The sequence below is a fragment of the Paenibacillus sp. P32E genome (assembly GCF_001909085.1).
Classification (GTDB): domain Bacteria; phylum Bacillota; class Bacilli; order Paenibacillales; family Paenibacillaceae; genus Paenibacillus_AQ; species Paenibacillus_AQ helianthi.
In genome coordinates this window covers 1-19797 of the sequence record NZ_LVYY01000005.1, presented here as the reverse complement: position 1 = coordinate 19797, position 19797 = coordinate 1, and the positions used below count along the sequence as shown (strand labels likewise).

21 protein-coding genes are annotated in these 19797 nt (G+C 52.7%); 7 read left to right on the top strand and 14 right to left on the bottom strand.

Features of this window, described 5'->3' with window-relative positions; all coding sequences use genetic code 11:
• Positions 1-39 precede the first annotated feature (39 nt).
• From A3848_RS06110 to A3848_RS32605, 3 genes are all read left to right on the top strand, one after another.
• On the top strand, positions 40-564 hold the full coding sequence (locus A3848_RS06110) for a hypothetical protein (protein WP_074084078.1): 525 nt from the start codon (positions 40-42) through the stop codon (positions 562-564).
• A gap of 107 nt (positions 565-671) precedes the next feature.
• Entirely contained in the window at positions 672-1973 is a 1302-nt protein-coding gene (locus tag A3848_RS06105; RefSeq protein WP_074084077.1) for an aminotransferase class I/II-fold pyridoxal phosphate-dependent enzyme, read from the top strand.
• A gap of 155 nt (positions 1974-2128) precedes the next feature.
• Complete coding sequence (locus A3848_RS32605) at positions 2129-2239, top strand: YjcZ family sporulation protein (protein WP_208619449.1); 111 nt, start codon at positions 2129-2131, stop codon at positions 2237-2239.
• A gap of 516 nt (positions 2240-2755) precedes the next feature.
• On the opposite strand, the gene A3848_RS06100 is transcribed toward A3848_RS32605, so the two are convergent.
• From A3848_RS06100 to A3848_RS06080, 5 genes are all read right to left on the bottom strand, one after another.
• Positions 2756-3973, bottom strand: a complete 1218-nt coding sequence (locus A3848_RS06100) for an ABC transporter permease (protein WP_074084076.1) — start codon at positions 3971-3973, stop codon at positions 2756-2758.
• 1 nt (position 3974) lies between these two features.
• Positions 3975-4721, bottom strand: coding sequence for an ABC transporter ATP-binding protein (locus tag A3848_RS06095; protein ID WP_074084075.1), 747 nt, complete (start codon positions 4719-4721; stop codon positions 3975-3977).
• Positions 4718-6199: a DEAD/DEAH box helicase gene (locus A3848_RS06090; RefSeq protein ID WP_074084074.1), complete on the bottom strand. Its 1482-nt coding sequence runs from the start codon at positions 6197-6199 to the stop codon at positions 4718-4720. The genes A3848_RS06095 and A3848_RS06090 overlap by 4 nt, the downstream gene beginning before the upstream one ends.
• A gap of 104 nt (positions 6200-6303) precedes the next feature.
• Positions 6304-7080 (bottom strand): SDR family NAD(P)-dependent oxidoreductase, encoded by a 777-nt coding sequence (locus A3848_RS06085; RefSeq protein WP_074084073.1) that lies wholly within the window; start codon positions 7078-7080, stop codon positions 6304-6306.
• Between the two features lie 27 nt (positions 7081-7107).
• Complete coding sequence (locus tag A3848_RS06080) at positions 7108-7563, bottom strand: chemotaxis protein CheX (protein ID WP_074084072.1); 456 nt, start codon at positions 7561-7563, stop codon at positions 7108-7110.
• A 342-nt stretch (positions 7564-7905) separates the two neighbouring features.
• On the opposite strand from A3848_RS06080, the gene A3848_RS06075 reads away from it, so the two are divergent.
• Positions 7906-8808, top strand: coding sequence for a LysR family transcriptional regulator (locus tag A3848_RS06075; RefSeq protein ID WP_074084071.1), 903 nt, complete (start codon positions 7906-7908; stop codon positions 8806-8808).
• A gap of 128 nt (positions 8809-8936) precedes the next feature.
• Positions 8937-9749, top strand: a complete 813-nt coding sequence (locus A3848_RS06070; protein WP_074084070.1) for a histidinol-phosphatase — start codon at positions 8937-8939, stop codon at positions 9747-9749.
• Between the two features lie 99 nt (positions 9750-9848).
• On the opposite strand, the gene A3848_RS06065 is transcribed toward A3848_RS06070, so the two are convergent.
• The gene (locus A3848_RS06065; RefSeq protein ID WP_244169793.1) at positions 9849-10586 is read right to left on the bottom strand and encodes an NADPH-dependent oxidoreductase; all 738 of its coding nucleotides are present in this window, start codon (positions 10584-10586) and stop codon (positions 9849-9851) included.
• A gap of 31 nt (positions 10587-10617) precedes the next feature.
• Between A3848_RS06065 and A3848_RS32160 the strand changes: the two genes are divergently transcribed.
• Entirely contained in the window at positions 10618-10806 is a 189-nt protein-coding gene (locus A3848_RS32160; RefSeq protein WP_074084068.1) for a hypothetical protein, read from the top strand.
• 20 nt (positions 10807-10826) lie between these two features.
• On the opposite strand, the gene A3848_RS06055 is transcribed toward A3848_RS32160, so the two are convergent.
• From A3848_RS06055 to A3848_RS06025, 7 genes are all read right to left on the bottom strand, one after another.
• A complete protein-coding gene (locus A3848_RS06055) occupies positions 10827-11369 on the bottom strand; it encodes a GNAT family N-acetyltransferase (RefSeq protein ID WP_074084067.1) in 543 nt (180 codons plus the stop codon).
• A 36-nt stretch (positions 11370-11405) separates the two neighbouring features.
• Entirely contained in the window at positions 11406-12341 is a 936-nt protein-coding gene (locus tag A3848_RS06050; protein ID WP_083611945.1) for a metallophosphoesterase, read from the bottom strand.
• Between the two features lie 44 nt (positions 12342-12385).
• Complete coding sequence (locus A3848_RS06045; protein ID WP_074084066.1) at positions 12386-13123, bottom strand: ion channel; 738 nt, start codon at positions 13121-13123, stop codon at positions 12386-12388.
• A gap of 43 nt (positions 13124-13166) precedes the next feature.
• Complete coding sequence (locus A3848_RS06040) at positions 13167-13955, bottom strand: DUF3891 family protein (RefSeq protein ID WP_178381917.1); 789 nt, start codon at positions 13953-13955, stop codon at positions 13167-13169.
• A 276-nt stretch (positions 13956-14231) separates the two neighbouring features.
• The gene (gene sdhB, locus A3848_RS06035) at positions 14232-14996 is read right to left on the bottom strand and encodes a succinate dehydrogenase iron-sulfur subunit (RefSeq protein WP_074084064.1); all 765 of its coding nucleotides are present in this window, start codon (positions 14994-14996) and stop codon (positions 14232-14234) included.
• A 75-nt stretch (positions 14997-15071) separates the two neighbouring features.
• Entirely contained in the window at positions 15072-16814 is a 1743-nt protein-coding gene (gene sdhA, locus A3848_RS06030) for a succinate dehydrogenase flavoprotein subunit (protein ID WP_074084063.1), read from the bottom strand.
• Positions 16815-16905: 91 nt separating this feature from the next.
• A complete protein-coding gene (locus A3848_RS06025; protein WP_074084219.1) occupies positions 16906-17571 on the bottom strand; it encodes a succinate dehydrogenase cytochrome b558 subunit in 666 nt (221 codons plus the stop codon).
• A 553-nt stretch (positions 17572-18124) separates the two neighbouring features.
• On the opposite strand from A3848_RS06025, the gene A3848_RS06020 reads away from it, so the two are divergent.
• Positions 18125-19024, top strand: a complete 900-nt coding sequence (locus A3848_RS06020; RefSeq protein ID WP_074084062.1) for a LysR family transcriptional regulator — start codon at positions 18125-18127, stop codon at positions 19022-19024.
• A 552-nt stretch (positions 19025-19576) separates the two neighbouring features.
• Here A3848_RS06020 and A3848_RS06015 read toward each other — a convergent pair.
• Positions 19577-19797 (bottom strand): transposase (locus tag A3848_RS06015; protein ID WP_074084061.1); only part of this gene is annotated, 221 nt, incomplete at its 5' end.

Below are 19797 nucleotides of genomic sequence, written 5' to 3'. Positions count from 1 at the left end.
TCTATTTGTATATTTCACGGTAGATTGGCGGGATAGAATTTGGAGTATCTGTACCACTACTATGATAAATCTGCCGGACCGTTTCGGAATTTATCCGACCTGGCACCGGAGGAAGCGGAGCATGTTCTTGCGGACATACGCCAGAAGAACAAGGGATTTGCCAGCAAACGCTCAGCGGATTATCTCGATATCCGGCGCAGCCTGGAGCACAAGGCACGGGAGGCTTTTATTGCCAAAGGAGGCCGCCCCGTCCGCCAGCAGCCCCACTATATGACCTTTGGAAGCTGTCCGTGGCTGCTGGAATGGTATCCTAGCGGTATGGAGCTAAGGATTCCGTTGGACTGCTTTTCTCCTGGCTGTATCAGCTTCACGTATGGCGATTTGTTTCCCACAATGAGAGTTCTGGACGGTAAGCCTTACCGGGGACAGGTATACCTGCTTACGGAGATCCGGGAAGTCATTTTGCAATTCGGCTGGCCTCAGGAATGGAATGCCGGGGGAACCCATGGGCCAGAGCGCTATATCGAGGTTCAGGTCTGGGAGGATCCGCCACAAATATTTTAAAAGTAATGGGAATTGCCTCTTTCATCAGTGACGGCGGTGAATCACGGTGATATAATGTTAGGCAATGTTAACGTATATCCCAGAAGAATACCGGAAGGATGAAACCGATGAATCCACTGGCTGGACAATTGAATGACAACATCAAGGCAGGCAATGAACATGTATACGATATGCTCTCCAATCTTGGCAAAGCGCTGTATTATCCCAAAGAGGGTATTCTGAGCCAATCCGCTGAAGCGGCCGCCCACGCCAAGAAATACAATGCAACCATTGGTATTGCCACTGAAAAAGGTGTACCTATGCACCTCGGTGTTATTCAGGATAAGCTCTCAGCTTACAGCCCCAAGGACTTGTATGGTTATGCTCCGCCAGCAGGCAAACCGGAGCTGCGTACCGTATGGCGGGAGAAAATGCTTCGCGAAACGCCGTCGCTTGAAGGCAAGTCCTTCGGTAACCCTATCGTTACCAATGCCCTGACTCACGGGCTCAGCATCGTTGCCGACCTATTCGCCGATCAAGGCGATGCTGTCATCTATCCGGACAAAAACTGGGAGAATTACGAGCTGACCTTCGGCGTGCGCCGTCTCAGCGATACCGTCACCTATCCGCTTTTCACTGAAGATATGAGCTTCAACAGCGCGGGGCTGCTGGATGCACTGCTGGCCCAGAAGGACCGCGGCAAAGCCATTGTGCTGCTCAACTTCCCGAATAACCCTACAGGCTATACTCCGGGAATCAAGGAAGGCGAAGCGATCGTGGCTTCTATTCTACGCGCTGCAGAAGAAGGCATCAATGTCGTAGTGGTCAGTGACGACGCTTATTTCGGGCTCTTTTTCGAAGATTCACTGAAGGAATCCCTCTTCGGCCGTCTGGCTAATCTGCATCCGCGTGTACTCGCTGTGAAGATTGACGGAGCGACCAAAGAAGAGTTTGTCTGGGGCTTCCGTGTCGGTTTCATCACTTTTGCTTCAGACAGCAAGGAAGTGCTCGCTTCCCTGGAACAAAAGACGATGGGGATTATCCGCGCCACCATTTCCAGCGGACCGCATCCTTCGCAGACCTTTGTACTGGATGCGCTCAAGTCGCCTAAATTTGCGGAGCAGAAGGAAGAGAAGTTCCAGATCATGAAGGGCCGTGCCAACAAAGTGAAGGCACTGCTGGACAGCGGCAAATACGGCGATGAGGTCTGGACCTACTATCCTTTCAACTCCGGATACTTCATGTGCCTGAAGCTGCATACTGTTCACGCTGATGCCCTGCGTCTGCACCTGATCCATAACTACGGCCTGGGCACGATTGCCCTGGGTGAGACCGATCTGCGCGTGGCCTTCTCCTGTATTGAAGAAGATCAGCTTGAGGATCTGTTCGATATGGTCTATTCCGGAATCCGCGATCTGGAAAAAGCCTGATTGAACAAGTTTTGACCATAGAAGTCAGCCCCGGCGTACCGGGGCTGACTTTTTTTTGCAGGCGGTTATGGCATTGGCCTATACACGTTGTTCCCTCCACACATACAATACGGTGTACTCAAGTACAACAACTCACACGCGAAAGGGGAATGAACATGAGCGAAGAAGTTAGAGGCGGATATGGACACCCTATGTTTACAAGCACTGGTGCAATTCTGGTTCTCTTTATCCTGCTGGTCATCATCAGCCGTTCACTCTTTGTCTAACCGGGAATAACCATCCCGGGAGGGAGCCCCGGCTCTCTCCCGTCCTACCTGCGTTGTATACCATTCCCTGCTCCATGCGGAAGTAAAAATGGAATCCTCAATTCCAGATGTACCTCTAGATTGTCTCCACATAATTTTAGAAAAGGACGCCATGAGCGGAGCTAATGCTCCTGCCAAGGCGTCTTTTTCAGATATAGGATGAATACGGCTTGAACTGTAGACCTGAAAGCCATGACGGAGACAATGAAGCTCCTTAGGAATTAAAGCTAGAATTAAAGCTAGAACTGAAGTTACGTGGAATAAGTAGACCTAAATCGGCTGTAACCCTGGGTTCAGAAGGTTTAATGGGATTTTGTCCACCTAATTCATACAGAATCATCCAATATGGCCTTTTTCAGCAGAATTAGTGATCCTTTTTCCCACATGGGATATTACATGGCCAAATGAGCTCATTTAGTGATCCTTTTTCCATTTGGAATAATAAACCGCTTCATCAAGCTCCCAAGTTCAATCTCTCTAAATGTCGTCGTCCTCCTGCGCAGCTTTGCGGGAAGCACGGGTTTTGAAGAGATAGGCCAGCAGCCCGCCGGCAAGAAAGGTGCCGATTACAGGCAGTGGACGCTCTACAACCGCGGTCAGGAATGGCAGACCGGTCAGCACAGCCAGCAGTAAATGCGCGCGGAAAATGAACTGAATCGTACTGCTTGCCTTGCTGCCCTCCGGCAGAGGATAGACGGTCAGCCAGAACGACTCACTGTGCAGCTTACGCAGCGCTGACAGCTGCACGCCCATGATGAACAGGAAAAACAGATAAATGCCGCTACCCACATAACTGCCCCGGTTCCACCAGACCAGCAGCAACGACAGGACTGCGATTCGCAGCACAATGCCGAAGATGTCGCCCCGGGCGAAGCTTTTAGTCAGGAGGAAGCGGTAGGCGGTACTACGCCGCCATGAGATGCCCCCGCCCCATTTGGACAAATAACGCCGGACATAAACCCGCTGCTCCCGTCCCGGCACATCCACGAACCAGCCCAGAATCATCAGCGCTATCGCACCCTGATTGCGTTCGGTAGCAATGAGGCGTTCCCAGGGAACGGAGTGCCGTCCGGGAACCGCCAGCGCCGCCAGATAGGCTGCGGCCAGAATCACGATGAAGATCAGCGCACGCAGAGAGGGTTGCCACAGCCATGCGGCAATCATCAGCCCAGAGACTGCCCAGCGCAGCAGGGTATACCCAAGAGATGCCGGACGGGACAGCATGGTAAGCTCCCGCCACAGGCCAAAGCTTGCCAGCAGCTTCACCAGGATCAGGACAACAAGTGTGGCAAACAGCATTTGATGAGAATCATCCGTGCGTATGTAGAGGGGCCACAGTGTAATCAGCACGAAGACCAGCCGCAGAATCTTCCAGACACTCCCGGCGACCCAGGCTGGAGCGAAATATTCCTTCATCCGGTGCCCCTGCGGCAGCAAAAAGATGGTGTCAGGACTCTGCAGATACGTCCTGAAGCTGCTGTGGGCTACCGCAGGCAGAAGGAGAATCAGCATGATCCAGCGGATTGGAATGCCTGCCGGAATATCACGGAGTAGTGAAGTGTACCAGGCCGAGAAGATAATTAACACCAGCAGGAACAGCATGGCTACACCGCTCTGAATGATATAACCCATGTAAGGAATCAGGCTCCCGGTGAACCGGCTGCGCCGCTGCCGGCGCAGCTCCTTCAAATCCATATCATTTCCCTCCTTGAACCAATTCGTAGAACAGCTGCTCCAGATTCAATCCCTGCAGCCCGGCAGCCGCGGTCATTTCCGCCAGCGTACCCTCCGCGATGACCTGGCCGCGGTGCAGGACAATGAAGCGGTCGCAGTAATTCTCAATGGTGGAAAGAATATGGGAGCTTAGCAGAATGGAAGCCCCGGATTTCTTCAGATCCAGCATGAAATCGAGCAGGGAGCGGATGCCCAGCGGATCCAGCCCCAGAAAAGGCTCGTCAATCACATACAGCGCCGGACGCGCCACGAAAGCGCACATAATCATGACCTTCTGCTTCATGCCCTTGGATAAATGCGAGGACAGGGTATCCATCTTGTCTTCCATATTAAAGAGTGCGGCCAGCTGGCTGCTGCGGGATTCATAATCGCTGCGGTCCACGCCGTAAGCCCTGGCGGTAAATTCGACATGCTCTCGGACCGTCATTTCCTCGTAGAGCAGCGGCGATTCCGGTACAAATGACAGTGCTCCATGATAGGCTTCCGGATCACTGCTCCGGGTCTTGCCCTGGACGGTGATCTCGCCTTTATGCGGTGACATCAGGCCCAGAATATGCTTCATAGTCGTGCTTTTGCCTGCTCCGTTCAATCCGATCAGCCCGACCATTTCTCCAGGCTGCACCTGAAGGCCGATATCATGAAGCACCGGCTTGTTCAGGCTGTATCCTCCGCTTAAGCCCGTAATTTGCAGTACGGGGGCAGTATTCATTGACCATCACCTCTCGGGGTTTTGTCTTTCAGCCATTTGGGCGCTCCCTTATTCTTGCGGTTCTTCTCGCGCTCCGCACTGCTGCGCGCCTTGCTTGCAGGAGCGCCGCTCCGGGCCCCTGCGGCGGAACCCGGGCTGCGGCGCTGCTGATCGCGCCGCTCATCGAAGCCCGCTGCCGTACCCGGCTGCGGTGCTTGTATCCCGGCTGCGGAGGCCGGGCCTCCCGCTGCCGAAGTCCTCACCTGCGGCTTGCTGCTGCGCGCCGCAGATCCGTCCGCGCGCGGGCTGCTGCCCTCGCGGCGTCCCGAATCCGTCCCGCCGCGGTACTCGCTGCGGGCCTCATCGGCGGCGCGTACCTTGCCGCCTACCATTTCCTTCTCCTCCAGCTGGATGTCCAGCTCCTTGGCGAACTTGCGCATGATGAACGTCTGCTGCTCCGTGACGATCGTTACGGACAGGCCGCGGCGTCCCATGCGGCCTGTACGCCCGGCCCGGTGCACATAGTGCTCTGAGTCAAAGGCCGGGTCGAAGCTGACGACCAGCGTCAGATTCTCAATATCCAGACCCCGGGCGGCCACGTCGCTGGCCACCAGCACACGGAATTTGCCGTCACGGAAGCGGGCCAGCACATTGCTGCGCGTCACCTTATCCGCATCGCCGTATAATGCGGCTGCCGTCAGACCCAGATGGTTCAGCTTCGCAGTCACCTCAGCGATATCGTCGGTGGCATTGACGAACACAATCGCCCGATCCGGGTTGTAATGGCGGATCACACGGCGCAGCATATCTATTTTATTACGTTCCTCGCTGACCACGTAGTGATGCTCAAGGCTCTGCGCGGTCATGACCCCCGGATCAATGCCGACTTCAGCCGGGTTCTTCATCTCCCGTGCTGCAAGTGCCTTCGTCTCCGGCCCGATGGTCGCGGACAGCATGACCAATTGACGCGTACGCAGCGCGCTGCTGACGATCTTCGCCACCTCGCCTGCTCCGCTGAGCTGGAACATCTGGTCCGCTTCATCGATGACAATCGTGGTCACCTCATGCATCTTCAGCTTACGCAGACCAATCAGCTCCCGGATGCGTCCGGGGGTACCCACAACAAGATGCGGATGCTCACGCAGCTTATCAATCTGGCGCTTGATCGCAGCACCTCCGATCAGACCCATCACCTTGATGCCGCGATGAGCCCCATAACGTTCCGCCTCGCGGAGAATCTGCATCGCCAGCTCCTGCGTAGGTGCCAGCACCAGCTTCTGCATCCCTTTCTGCTCGGGATGAATTCCCTGGAGCAGCGGCAGCAGGTACGCCAGCGTCTTACCGGTCCCTGTCTGGGATGCGGCAAGCACATCTCTTCCCTCCAGCAGCAGAGGAATGGTCTGCTCCTGAACAGGGGATGGATCTTGAATGCCGAATTCCGACAATCGGGCAACGAGGTCTTCCTGGATCCCGATGGCCGCAAAAGAAGCTTTATTCATAATTGTAATTCATCCTTTTCGTTTGAGATAATATGTTCATTATATGCCAAAAAGGCCTCTCCACCAAATGGAGGGCCGTTTGATCCATTCTAAAGCCATTGTTATTATTTCCGGTTCATCATATTGTAGGTAAGCTTGTCCGCCAGACGGGGGAAAAGACCATAAAAGCGGATCCCCCATGCCGCGAAGCCGGGAAGATCAATCTCTTCCTTCCCTTTCTCGATCAGCTTCACGATCCTCTTGGCCACATGTTCCGGTGTCATCATAATCCGGGCGACACTTTTCTCATAGCTGCCGGAAGGGTCAGCTGTACGGAAGAACTCTGTAGCAATCGGTCCCGGATTGACTGCCGAGACGATGATTCCCTGCTGGCGCAGCTCCTGACGCAGCGCATTCGTGAAGCCCAGCACAGCGTGTTTGGTTGCGCTATAAGCAACGGACCGTGCCGTGCCGATTTTGCCGGCCATCGACGCCACATTAACAATCTGTCCGCTTCCCCGTTCCAGCATATGCGGGACTACAGCCTTGGTACACCGTACGATGCCCATGTAATTTACATCCATCATCTCATCGAATTCGCGGGACTCCATCTCGGTAAATGAAGCGAATTTTCCATAGCCGGCATTATTCAGCAAAACATCAATTCTGCCATATGTGCTAAGGATGTCCGCAAAGGTCTTCACTACCTGCTCCTCATCGGTAACGTCACAGATATACAGGCCAAAAACGCCCGGGATACCGGCCGCAGTTTCTTTCAGCTTGTCCTCCGAACGGGCCAGCAGGATAGGCACAGCCCCACGCTTGCTGAGCATCTGGGCCGTCAGCGCTCCAATCCCGCTCGAAGCTCCTGTAATAACAACCACCTTGTCTTGTAATACCATAAATGAAGTTCAGCTCCAATTGTCCGACTAAGAGATCATTACCTGAATATCAAGCTCTCCGATGCCTTCCATTAAGAGCGGAATGCTCAGCGCTTTGCGCGGCATTACCGACATGCCGTCTGTCTTCATCAGCTTCGGCGGAGTAATATCTACGGCTACCCCCTGATTCGACAAAATGGTGCTGGCGTTGCCGCTGATCATGTTGCCCAGTTCCGAAATCGCACTCTGGCCCATCTCGTCCATCTCCGTAATCACATAGCCACCCATCATGGCCGACACGATCTTGAGCGCTACCTGTTCAGCGATCCCAAAAATAATGTTCCCGCTCAATTGACCTGTCATTCCCACCTGTATCCATATATGATTATCAATCAGTTCAATGTCCTTTATGCCCAGATTACCGGTGGATGGCGAGACCTGTATCACCTGTTCAATAACAATTCTTGCAGATTCTAAAAACGGATTGATTACTTCTGCTTTCATGAAAGTGCTGTCCCCCCTCTACCAGGCTTTAGTCATGTACCAAAAGTCCTAAGTAATAATGATTTATTATACTTCATATATCGGTATTATTCACCAAAAATTAATGGTCTTGTCGAAGGAATTATGAAGATAGTTTTCCGGGTAACATTGCCCTGCCGGAGGTTATCTCCTATAATTTAATCAAATGCCGACATCCGGCGTAAGATAGGTATAGAAAAGGCAGCGTCATCCATATTCATAACCCTACTCCATAAGAGGGCTCCCGGGTCCTGTGAAAAGCATTTTTAATTATCCTATAAACAAAAGGCGGCATCCGTCATCAGGCCAAAAGGGGGTACGTCCATGAATATCAGCCAGCTTGAGACGCTGATTACCATCTCCAAAACCATGAGCTTCCGCAAGGCGGGTGAACTGCTCAATTTGACCCAGCCGGCGGTATCGGCGCAGATCAAAAGCCTTGAAGAAGAGTTCAAAACTCAGCTCGTAGACCGGAACCAGCCGGTAACCCTGACAGACAGGGGACAGGTATTTCTGTCACACGCGGAACAGATTGTAAGCATCGTCGATGAGCTTAAGCAGCGCCTTGCAGATTTGGATGAGAATCCCCAGGGGCATATTATACTCGGTACGACCACCTCGATTGCCATTCAGATTCTGCCGCGGATCCTTTCTTATTTTCAGGACCAGTTCCCGCATATCAAAACTTCCATTTCGTCCATGTCCTCTTCACAAATTTATCAGCATGTGGAGAACGGCCTGGTCGATGTCGGTATCGGCTACTTGATCGGCAGAAGTCCGGGAATGACAACCTCTGTACTCTACTATGACACCTTTGAATTAGTAGTTTCTCCCCGTCATCCTCTCGCACAGGTCAAATCGGCCGGAATTGAAGCGCTTCGCAATACCCCGCTCATCCTGCTCTCGCCAGACACAGTCGGCCGTAGATTCGCGGATGATGTGTTCGCCAAGCATGGCATCCAGCCGCAGGTTATTATGGAACTGACCAGCAGTGAAGAAGTCAAACGGATGGTGGAGCTGGATCTTGGCGCGGCGGTAATTTCCAAGCAGTCGGTATCGGCCGAGGTGCGTAATGGCACCCTTAAGATCGTGCCGATTATTGAGCTTGAGGTCACTCATCCTGTAGGCGTAATCACAAAATCAGGGAAATACGTCAACTCAGCCATGCGGCAGTTTCTAAGCGACCTCAAGGGGATGCCGGAAGCTCAATTTATCGGGTCAGAGTGAGCCCCGCAATGTGAAGGTATTCCGAACTTTGCAGGTGCCCCGGACACCCGATAAAATCCCCCCGCGAAGTGAAGACTATACTTCTGAAGTTTACTTCCGCTAATCTGGCCTAAGGAGATGTTCTATCCATGAAATTCGACCTGCATACCCATCATTTCCGCTGCGGCCACGCTGACGGAACGATCAGGGATTATATTGAAGCCGGAATTGCCGCGGGACTCGAAGTGATCGGCATTTCTGATCATACCCCTTACTTCGGCAGTCCGTCAGAGCAGGCTTTTCCCCATATAGCCATGGCCAAATCCGAACTTGCGCAATATGTAGAAGAGGTGCTGGCCCTGCAAAAAGAATATGCAGGCACTATTGATGTTCTGTTAGGCATCGAATCGGACTACTTCCCAGAACATGCAGAGCTGTACCGCCGTACCTTGTCGGCTTATCCGTTTGATTACATCATCGGCTCGGTTCACAATGTGGGCGGGGTGAGCATTTTCAATAAAGGCCGCTGGAAAGGCCTGGACCAGAAAGGGAAGATTGCGAGCAAGGCTGAGTACTACCGGCTGATTACCGCCTCCGCACGCAGCGGAATGTTCCAGATCCTCGGTCACATTGATGCCATGAAGGGCAATTTTCCACAGTTCTCGGATATCCCCGCAACTGCTGAAATCGATGAATGCCTGCACGTGATCGGGGAATGCGGCATCGCTATTGAGATCAACACCTCTGGAAGCACCAAGCTATGCGGCGGATGGTACCCCTCGGATGATATCCTGTCGCGGGCGCTGCATTACGGCGTAGAAGTCACCTTTGGCTCCGATGCGCATAAGCCTTCACGCGTTGCTGAGCAGCATGAAGCTGTGGTGGCCAGGCTTAAGGAAATCGGGTTCGACCATTGGGTATACTTCAAACAGAAGGAGAAAATATCCGTGCCGCTCCAATAGTTCAGCATAAGGTATACTATAGCTACAAAAAAATGCACCCAGCCCTGAACATGATAGACGACTGCTGCCGTCTATCGTGAGTGGCTGTGGTGCATTTTGTTATTTGGTCAGATTATCGCAGTTGAAGCCCTGCTGCTTCAGCGTATGCTGTGCATCCCCATACTGGGGATTGAGGGTGTAGAAGTGGGCTATAGTGCTGCTCCAATCCCTTTCCGTCAACCCCTGGGAATTCAGGAACTTGCGGTGGGTCAGATTGTATTCTTCAATCAGGCCCTTCACCTCCGGATTGTACCGTTCCTCATGAAGAACAGCTTCCATAGGTAGCCTTGGCTTCTTCGGCAGCTCCCCGGCAGGGTAGCCGACACACAGCCCGACAATCGGGAATACATATTCCGGCAGTTGCAGAAGCTCTATCACCTCCGCTGTATGGCGGCGAACCCCGCCTATCGGGATGATGCCCAGCCCCAGCGACTCCGCTGCCGCAATGGCGTTGGATAAGGCAATGCCCACATCCGTAGCGCCTACTAGCAGAGCATCCACGTCCCTTGCGGCCTCAAAGGATTGTCCTTCCAGCTCACTTGCCACTTTGGCCCGGTAAAAATCCATGCAAAACACTAAAAATACCGGTGCTTCCGCCACATGCTTCTGATTCCCGCTCAGCACCGCAAGCTGCTTGCGGCGCTCTTCGCTCCGCACGGCAATGATGGATACCTGCTGACCGTGAACCCAGGACGGGGCTGCCTGGGCAGCTTCAATAATGGTTTTTAGCTTCTCCGGCTCCACGGGCTGCTCATGATACTGCCGGAAGGAGCGGTGGTTCATTAATGTTCGGATCACTTCGTTCAAAGGATGATAACCTCCTGGTCTATTGACGCTGTATACAGACCATCATATCCTAATTGCCCGGGAAGCCGCCAGTCTTGGCCAGCTGCTCTATATTGCCGATAACGGTGCCAAGGAGAATCAGCACAAAAAAATGGACCCGAATCATCGGGTCCCAACAGCATTTATATTTTCAAAAGGGGGTCATGTACTTAGTTTAACCGGACACTGTTAGAGTTTCATAACGGCATTATTTCATTTGTGTAACAATGTGAATACTTTCATTACATCCCCTGAACTGCCCGGCATAGGGAGGATTCGCTCCAGAGTTAACCCGTTCTTGATCATGACACGCTCTGACCTGAGGTTGTCGCCACGGCAGCGTCCCTCGATCTTCTGAACTCCCAGCTCCTGAATGGCGTAATCCAGCAGCAGCCCGACCGCTTCAGTGGCGAGTCCCTGCCCCCACCATAACGGATTCAGTATATAGCCAAGAACAGCCTTGTTCTCATAACGGTTCCAGTTCTGCAGCGAGGCTGTTCCAATCAGTTCGTGCCGTCCTCTGACATAAATCCCGGCATGAAGTGCGCAAGGGTCAAAGGCATACAACATCCGGGTCACCAGCTTCTCCAGATAGGTATGCGGTGAACTGTCCCCATGGCGCAGCAGAATATGAGGCTTCACTTCCGGATGCATCAGCAGCGCACTCAGCACCCCGGCATCGGTAGATGGCATCGTCTTTAGTTCAACTTTTTCACCTTGCCGTGCCATGGATAATACCGTATCGAAAGTGCTCATGGGCTTCTCCTTTTCTATGCCGGGACCTTGTTTGTACTACGCGCGCCGCAGGGTGAAAATGGTGAGTTCAGGCCTGCACATGAACCGGAATGGCATATAGGTTTCGCCAACCCCCCTGTTCACATACACGGGCATTCGCTTCTTCTCCGTATAATACAAACCGCTTATGTACTTGTTGCCTCCGTATGGCGTGTATGCCGCACCCAGAAAGGGCAGGCGGATCTGCCCGCCATGACTGTGACCGGACAATTGGAGATGGAAAGGATATGCTTCTGCCGTATCTGCAAAATCCGGCTCATGCATCATGAGCAGCGTGAACATATCCTCAGGAACACCCTTCAGGGCAGCCTGGGGATCAGGCTTGCCATGCAGCATGTCGTCAATTCCTGTAACCGCTATAGTCGCGCCCCCCTGCTGTATCAGATACGATTGATTCCGCAGCACGCGGAAGCCGGCATCGTTCAGCAGACGGGTAAGCAGCTCTGTATTCTTATAATCATGATTGCCCAGGATTGCATATTTGCCAAGCGGTGCACTCATCTCTGCGAGAATCGGTACGGACTCCTTCAGATCCTCGGCATAGCTGTCCACAATATCGCCAGTGAAGCAGATAATGTCCGGCTGGGCCTCCTTGATATGTCCAGCGAGCCGTTTCAGATCATGTACATCCTTGTTAAAACCCAAATGCACATCACTGAAATGAACCAGCCGCGTGCCGGCAAAAGCGGACGGAAGATTCTTAAAGGACAATTCCAGCCGGGTGATGTCCAGCCAGTTAGGCTCCCCCTGCCAGGCGTAGCCGCTGGTGAGCAGACCTGCCCCAATTACGGTAGCTGCTCCCCTTGCGAGGAACTGGCGGCGGGTGATTTTGCGGCCACCGCCTGTTTGCGGGGGAGGAGCACTGTGCCGGGTGCTGTCTTCTGTAGTAGCTGCCATGAGGCCCGGAGAAGCCCCAGACTGTTTTTTATTCATAGAGAGGTTCTCCTTTCATGCAGGATAATTGTCGGGGAAGAAGATTAATGGGAGGGCTTGGAGCGGGAAGATTCCTCATCCTCTTCGTCCTGAATCTCCTCCTTAGCCTCCTCTACCTTTTCTTCAACCTCTGATTCAATATTCACATCAATCTCTGCCTCGATCTCCTCTTCCGAACCCGGGCCCAGAATCTTGCGGAACAACCCCAGCATGGATAACGCATAAGCCACGGTGATGAAGCTGAAGCTGATCTGCATGACAACCACAAGGCGCGAGGTATTGTCCACCGGGGCTACATCTCCGTACCCGACCGTTGTGAAAGTGGCTACACTGAAATAGAGGAAGGTAATCAGCTGGCTGAGCAAATCTTCGCCTAGTCCATTTCCATCAAAGGAGGAATGTCCAAACAGCTTATATATGGATGTATATACGACAGTGAAAAAAATAATGCAGGTGAATGCTGCAATACTGATACGCACGAGCGTCTCCTGCATCCTGACCTCTTTGCTGTTGGATTCCTTGATTTCGTGAAAAATAAAGAGCACATAGAACAGCATGGATGCCAGGGCAACAATTAGGATCAGTGCACGCATTCCCTGGTCCCCGGGCAAAATCGTGCGAAGATCAATCCAGTTCAGAAGATCTTCGGCGGAGATCAGCGTATAGATCAGAATGGGGATCAAGAGCACTCCTTTTCCCATCCGGCTCAGCTTCATCCGGTAAAACCACCATGAGATCATAACAATTACAGCTATATTGAGGGTCCACATCCACCATGCCATGGGCATAACACTCCTGTTCCCGGTTCCATGTCAAAAACGCGGCCTATTCCGGCTTGCTGGCCACAGTAATCCGGCATTCTTCTTCGGGGGTGCCGCTGAAGGCAAGGGCGATTCCTTTGCGCTCCACATCCTTTTTGGAGACCCGGCGCAGCTTGAAACTCACCTCGACGTTCTCTGTGAATGGAAAAGGATCCAGCAGGAGCGTAGTCTTGTCCTGCCACTCCGCTGAAATCAGGCGTCCGGAGGTGAAGCTGAAGTCCTCACTTCCCGAGAATCCGTCACGGAACCAGGGATGCTCCTCCGATTTGGGGGTTCCCGGCCTACTAAGACCCAGATAAAGGGAGAGGTCATCGCAGAACTGCAGCAATCTGGCATCATAATACAATTCGCCCTCTGCGAGCGGCTTGCTGTTCTCCAGGAGACGATGGATGCGTGCCCGGCGGTCCTCCTCGTGCTTCAGGTAGGCGGTAAGCTCCGGGCAGTCCTCCCCTGACACCTCGATCAGCCGCTCATAATGTGAGCTGCATAGTAATGCACCGTATGGAGTGTCCGCTTCAATCTCGTCCAGTCCCCGTCTATAGAAGGTTAGCTTCGGCACAAGCGGAAAATCCATAAAGGTATACGGCGCACCCTCCGCATCATTCCAGAAAGGGGTCTCATCGAGATCGATCCAGCCCCGGTCATGATTGCTGACTGCCCGCAGCACCTCTGCACGGCGTCCTTCCGCCGGAACATGCTGTTCCTTGAACCATTCTGCAAATTTGCCGGCCAGCAGACCGTGCTCATGCTGCCTCAGCATTACCAAATATCCGTCCTGTTCACGACAAATCACTGTCATACCTCCCTGGTTTATCCACTGCCTGAGTGTTGCATCGACTAGTGAGATTATAACATATCCACCTATATTTATTGGAATCCAAGACCTGATACCGCTCCTTGTAAACTGAATCATTCCTGTAGGACTGTGTAAAAATGTACCCGTTTTGCGGCAGGAAAGAAACAATTAATTACTTCCAAAGCAAAACACAGCACATCTCCGCTAACCCGGAGATGTGCTGTGTCTTTAGCTTTTTACAGCTTTGATATACATAAGGTAGGCTGTCTAATCCTACACACCCAGCCAGCGTTTGAACATATGCTTGGTAGTCTGCTTGTTGATCTCGGCAATCGAAGTCGTCAGCGGAATGCCTTTCGGGCAGGCCCGTACGCAGTTCTGCGAGTTACCGCAGCCGTCGATGCCTCCGTCTTCCATCAGGGCATCCAGACGCTCGTCGGCGTTCATCTCGCCCGTAGGGTGGGCGTTGAACAGACGGACCTGAGAAATGGCCGCCGGACCGATGAAATTGGTCTTCTCATTGACATTCGGACAGGCTTCCAGGCAGACACCGCAGGTCATGCACTTGGACAGCTCATAGGCCCACTGGCGCTTCTTCTCCGGCATACGCGGGCCCGGACCCAGATCGTAGGTGCCGTCAATAGGAATCCAAGCCTTAACCCGTTTGAGCGCGTTAAACATCCGGCTGCGGTCAATCACCAGGTCACGGACCACAGGGAAGGTCTTCATCGGCTCGATACGCACGGGCTGTTCCAGATTATCTATAAGCGCAGCACAAGCCTGGCGCGGCTTGCCGTTGATTACCATCGAGCAGGCGCCGCATACTTCTTCCAGACAGTTGGATTCCCAGCAGACCGGAACCGTGCTGGCGCCTCCGGCATTGACCGGGTTGCGCTGAATTTCCATCAGAGCACTGATCACATTCATCCCCGGACGGTACGCCAGCTCGAACTCTTCCGTATACGGGGCCGTTTCCGGTTCGTCCTGGCGGGTAATGATAAACTTTACGTTTTTGGGAGCTGCAGCCGTTTCCGCCATATCTGTTACCTCCTAAAAGTTTTGTGAGCATTGCGACTATGAAATCGCTTAGTATAAAACTTGCTTCTCCGCAGGTCAATCCTTCGAGTAATCACGCACCCGTGGAGGGATCAGTGACACGTCCACCGCTTCATAGGAGATTTGCGGACCTTCTGCTGTCCAACTGGCTTTGGTGGTCTTCAGGAACTCCTCATCATTACGTGTCGGGAATTCCGGCTTATAGTGCGCACCGCGGCTCTCGTTACGCAGCAGGGCCCCTAGGGTCATGGCCTCGGACAGCTCCAGCATGTTCCAGAGCTGGCGGGTGAAGGCTACGCCCTGGTTATTCCAGCGAGAGGTATCATTCATGTTGATGCTGCGGTAACGCTCTTTCAGCTCTTTGATTTTGCTGATGGTCGATTCAAGCTTCTTGTTCTCGCGTACGACCGTCATATTGGCGGTCATCCATTCGCCCAGCTCCTTGTGGATGACATAGGCATTCTCTGTGCCGGACATCGCCAGCAGAGACTCATATTTATCCGTCTGCGTCTTATGGAAGGTGTCAAAGACGGTAGAGGAAATGTCCTGTACCGATTTCTTGAGCCCTTTAATATATTCAACAGCCTTCGGCCCCGAAACCATGCCGCCGTAGATCGCAGATACAAGCGAGTTCGCGCCGAGCCGGTTCGCACCGTGATATTGGTATTCGCATTCCCCTGCCGCAAACAGCCCGGGAATATTGGTCATTTGGTTATAGTCGACCCACATGCCGCCCATTGAGTAATGCACAGCCGGGAAGATTTTCATTGGGATTTTGCGGGGATCATCGCCCATGAATTTCTCATAGATTTCGATAATGCCGCCCAGCTTCACATCCAGCTCCTTCGGGTCTTTGTGGGAGAGATCTAGGTACACCATGTTCTCACCGTTAATGCCAAGCCCCTGATCCACACATACGTTAAAAATCTCCCGGGTAGCAATGTCGCGCGGCACCAGATTCCCGTAAGAAGGATATTTCTCCTCCAGGAAGTACCACGGCTTGCCGTCCTTGTAGGTCCAGATGCGTCCGCCTTCGCCGCGCGCCGACTCAGACATCAGCCGGAGCTTGTCATCGCCGGGAATTGCGGTCGGATGGATCTGAATGAATTCGCCGTTGGCGTAATGTACACCCTGCTGGTAGACAGCGCTGGCAGCCGTTCCGGTGTTGATGACCGAGTTCGTTGTTTTGCCGAAAATAATTCCCGGACCGCCGCTCGCCAGAATCACCGCATCTGCCGGGAAGGTCTGAATCTCCATCGTCTTCAGATTCTGGGCACTGATGCCGCGGCATACCCGCTCGTCATCCAGGATCACCGAGAGGAATTCCCAGTTCTCGCTTTTGGTGACCATGCCTTCAGCCTCCCAGCGCCGGACCTGCTCATCCAGTGCATACAGCAGCTGCTGGCCGGTTGTCGCACCCGCAAAGGCTGTCCGGTGCCGCTTCGTGCCTCCGAACCGGCGGAAGTCAAGCAGCCCCTCCGGGGTGCGGTTGAACATCACGCCCATCCGGTCCATCAGATGGATGATGCCCGGTGCTGCTTCGCACATGGCTTTGACCGGAGGCTGGTTGGCGAGAAAGTCACCGCCGTATACAGTGTCGTCAAAATGCTCCCAGGGCGAGTCACCCTCGCCTTTGGTATTCACCGCACCGTTAATGCCGCCTTGCGCGCAGACCGAGTGCGATCTTTTGACAGGAACAAGGGAGAATAAATGTACATGCGCGCCGGATTCCGCCGCCTTGATGGTAGCCATCAGGCCGGCAAGCCCTCCGCCCACGATAATGATATCGGCTGATGCCATGATTGTTCCCTCCTAATTGTTATGCGGAATTTCTACCCGTATATTACATCCTAAGGTTCGTCCAAAGATGGACGCACTTTCTATATTTCTTTTAAATCAGACTGCGCAGCGACTGTACAGCCGAAGCCGTAGCCTGGAACTCATCGTTACGGAAGGTGACCAGGGAGAACAGGAACATGAAGCTGACAATCACGAATAGACCCAGGCAGATTACGGAAGATACTCTCTGGGAACGCGGCCCCACAGTAATGCCCCAGCTGATCAGGAACGACCAGAGACCGTTCGAAAAGTGGAAGCAGGCTGCCAGGATACCGATAATATACACAGCCAGCAGCAGCGGCTGGGTTACGATGTTATGCATGACACCGCCAAGCTCTTCGTGCTCCACCTTGCCGACCGCCACCTGAAACCGTGTTTCGTACAGATGCCAGACAATGAAAATGAAGGTGATCACTCCGCTAATCCGCTGCAGCGTATACCGCCAGTTCCGTTCTAGATTGAAACGGTTCAGGTTTGGCTTGGATTGATAAGCAATATACAGCCCGTAGACCCCGTGGTACAGCAGCGGAAGCCATATGCCGAACAATTCCAGGAAGAAGACGAGCGGCAGGCTGTTCAGCCATAACACGCTGTCCGTGAAACCGGAAGCGCCTCCCTCTACTGCCGAGAAATTCGTCAGCATGTGCTCCAGGAAAAAGAACCCGAGCGGGATGACGCCAAGCAAGGAATGAATCTTTCTGGAATAAAATCCTCTCATGCAAAGTGTCCCCTTTCCGATATAAAACAGCGTTTTCATTAATGAGCATACACCGCCGGGAGTACAGTTGAAACAGGGGGCATCAGGATTCGAAAAGCCCGTAAAATGTCTTTTTTCACCGCTATTCATTGTTTTCCCGGACTTTGCTGTATGTTTCACAATATGTGAATATCTTGTGTCACTTTTCATGTTACTCCTTTTTCTCTTATAAGGGAATTGCAATCTAATTATTAAACGTTATACAATAAACGCATAAGAATATTTTTAATGTGATAATAATTCTCATTTATAACGTGATAATTACTGGAAAAGCCTTGCTATCCCTTGCTGGCAAAGGATACTTCCTTATAACGGATATGTCATTTATCACTATCCATAAAGACTGAATTTTCAGGATTTGGCACAAAACTAAGTTTATGCTTACGAAGTAAGTTTTGTACGAAGAGGATTCAGGATGTTATGCTCACAAAACTAGGGTTTATGCTTACGAAGTAAGTTTTGTACGAAGAGGATTCAGGATGTTATGCTCACAAAACTTTTAGGAGGAGCGCTTATGTTTGATGATCTGGATATTTTTGCTGCCGTCGTGGAGCATTCCAGCCTGAACCGGGCTTCGCGCCAGCTCAATTTGTCCCAGCCCGCCCTCTCCCGCAAAATCTCCAAGCTGGAGGAACGGCTCGGCGTTGCACTCTTCAACCGGTTCGGCAAGCGGCTGGAGCTGACGGAGGTAGGGCGCCTTACTTATACCTATGCGCTGGAGCAAAGGCAGCAGCGTTCCAAATTTCTGGAAGCGCTATCGAAGTTCAAGGAAGGGGAACCGCAGCTTGTAACACTCGGTGCCAGCCTAACTACACTCCAGACCACACTGCCGCCGCTGGTGAACGCCTACATGGAGAAATATCCGGCAGCCGAGCTGAAGCTGATCACCGGCAAGACGCATGAGATCGTCTCCTCGGTCAGCGAAGGCAGGTCCGATCTCGGAATTATCGCGTCCTCCACTCAGGAGCCGGGTCTGCGCTGTATCCCTCTGTTCGAGGATCAGCTCCGTCTGGTTGTCTCGGAGCATCACCCGCTGGCTCTGTCTGCGAAGCTGACCATGAGTGACCTCTCCCGGCTGCCGATGATCCTCTTCTCCAAGGGCACATGGTACCGCCGTATGACCGACGAGCTGTTTCAGCGCAGCGGTACCGATCCCGATGTGCGTATGGAGATCGACTCCTTCGAGGCGATCGTCCGGCTGCTGCCAACGATCAAAGCCGCGGCACTGCTGCCGAAATCCTATCTGCGCTCCGAGCTGCTGAACGGCGGCGGGCTGGTCTCGCTGCACATCAAGGAGCTGGAGCAGACCCAACGGACGACATGTCTGATCTATCCAAGTAACGGGAGCTTGAGCACGGCTGCACGCTGCCTCGTGCAGGTAACTGAAGCAGTGTTCTTGCCGGGACGGGAATAGCGATGCCTTGCTGCGCCTGCAGTTGAGTGCAGAAGGGGGAAATTGCGAGTGTTAACAGAAGATATAGTTTTAGACTGACCTTAGAAAATGAAACAGCGACAGCCAAGGACGAGATAATAACGTCAAAGACTGTCGCTGTTTCATTGAACTAAAGTTCCCCGTTAGTTCAATCTCTAACCCGACAACAACTTATTCTCTACCCATCGTGATTTTCCTTTTTTTAACTTTCTTTCCCGTTCGATAAACAGGCTGCCGACCGGCAAAGCTCGTTGGCAATCGGACAATGTTCTTGACATTAACAAATGACAAAAGCTTGATCCGGTAATAAATAAAGCCCGCAATTCAAGCAGACTTCATTCGGCTAATGTTCTTGTAATCCGACATCGGACGGCCTGTCACGTGGGTATAGTTTCCGAATAATGACCGTGACAACAACTTTTATTCCACTAAACCCAAAGAAGGGGCTGTCTCATGAGTAGATTTTCAAAAAAAAGAAACAGCCCATATGTATTCAAGAGGCAGTAAAAAGACAGCAAGGCCGCGATTCTCCTGTTATTGGAGAATCGCGGCCTTGCGTTTTTGGTCCACCGTGGCTTGCTTCAGCATATTATGGGCAAGCGAAAGCCAACCGACCTCAAGCGTCACTTTTTCCATGCCGCGAAGCAGAAAGCGCCGGAAGCCCCGGTTATTCTTCAGTTGTCCAAATACGCTTTCCGGTTCCGTCATTCGGCGTACGGCCAGGGCATAACCTTCCTCGCTTCGCAGGATGTCCC

Excerpts from the sequence above, each read along its gene's own strand:
- A3848_RS06105 (WP_074084077.1), top strand. The coding sequence starts at position 672 with ATGAATCCACTGGCTGGACAATTGAATGACAACATCAAGGCAGGCAAT.
- A3848_RS32605 (WP_208619449.1), top strand. The coding sequence starts at position 2,129 with ATGAGCGAAGAAGTTAGAGGCGGATATGGACACCCTATGTTTACAAGC.
- A3848_RS06100 (WP_074084076.1), bottom strand. The coding sequence starts at position 3,973 with ATGGATTTGAAGGAGCTGCGCCGGCAGCGGCGCAGCCGGTTCACCGGG.
- A3848_RS06095 (WP_074084075.1), bottom strand. The coding sequence starts at position 4,721 with ATGAATACTGCCCCCGTACTGCAAATTACGGGCTTAAGCGGAGGATAC.
- A3848_RS06090 (WP_074084074.1), bottom strand. The coding sequence starts at position 6,199 with ATGAATAAAGCTTCTTTTGCGGCCATCGGGATCCAGGAAGACCTCGTT.
- A3848_RS06085 (WP_074084073.1), bottom strand. The coding sequence starts at position 7,080 with ATGGTATTACAAGACAAGGTGGTTGTTATTACAGGAGCTTCGAGCGGG.
- A3848_RS06080 (WP_074084072.1), bottom strand. The coding sequence starts at position 7,563 with ATGAAAGCAGAAGTAATCAATCCGTTTTTAGAATCTGCAAGAATTGTT.
- A3848_RS06075 (WP_074084071.1), top strand. The coding sequence starts at position 7,906 with ATGAATATCAGCCAGCTTGAGACGCTGATTACCATCTCCAAAACCATG.
- A3848_RS06070 (WP_074084070.1), top strand. The coding sequence starts at position 8,937 with ATGAAATTCGACCTGCATACCCATCATTTCCGCTGCGGCCACGCTGAC.
- A3848_RS06055 (WP_074084067.1), bottom strand. The coding sequence starts at position 11,369 with ATGAGCACTTTCGATACGGTATTATCCATGGCACGGCAAGGTGAAAAA.
- A3848_RS06050 (WP_083611945.1), bottom strand. The coding sequence starts at position 12,341 with ATGAATAAAAAACAGTCTGGGGCTTCTCCGGGCCTCATGGCAGCTACT.
- A3848_RS06045 (WP_074084066.1), bottom strand. The coding sequence starts at position 13,123 with ATGGCATGGTGGATGTGGACCCTCAATATAGCTGTAATTGTTATGATC.
- sdhB (WP_074084064.1), bottom strand. The coding sequence starts at position 14,996 with ATGGCGGAAACGGCTGCAGCTCCCAAAAACGTAAAGTTTATCATTACC.
- sdhA (WP_074084063.1), bottom strand. The coding sequence starts at position 16,814 with ATGGCATCAGCCGATATCATTATCGTGGGCGGAGGGCTTGCCGGCCTG.
- A3848_RS06025 (WP_074084219.1), bottom strand. The coding sequence starts at position 17,571 with ATGAGAGGATTTTATTCCAGAAAGATTCATTCCTTGCTTGGCGTCATC.
- A3848_RS06020 (WP_074084062.1), top strand. The coding sequence starts at position 18,125 with ATGTTTGATGATCTGGATATTTTTGCTGCCGTCGTGGAGCATTCCAGC.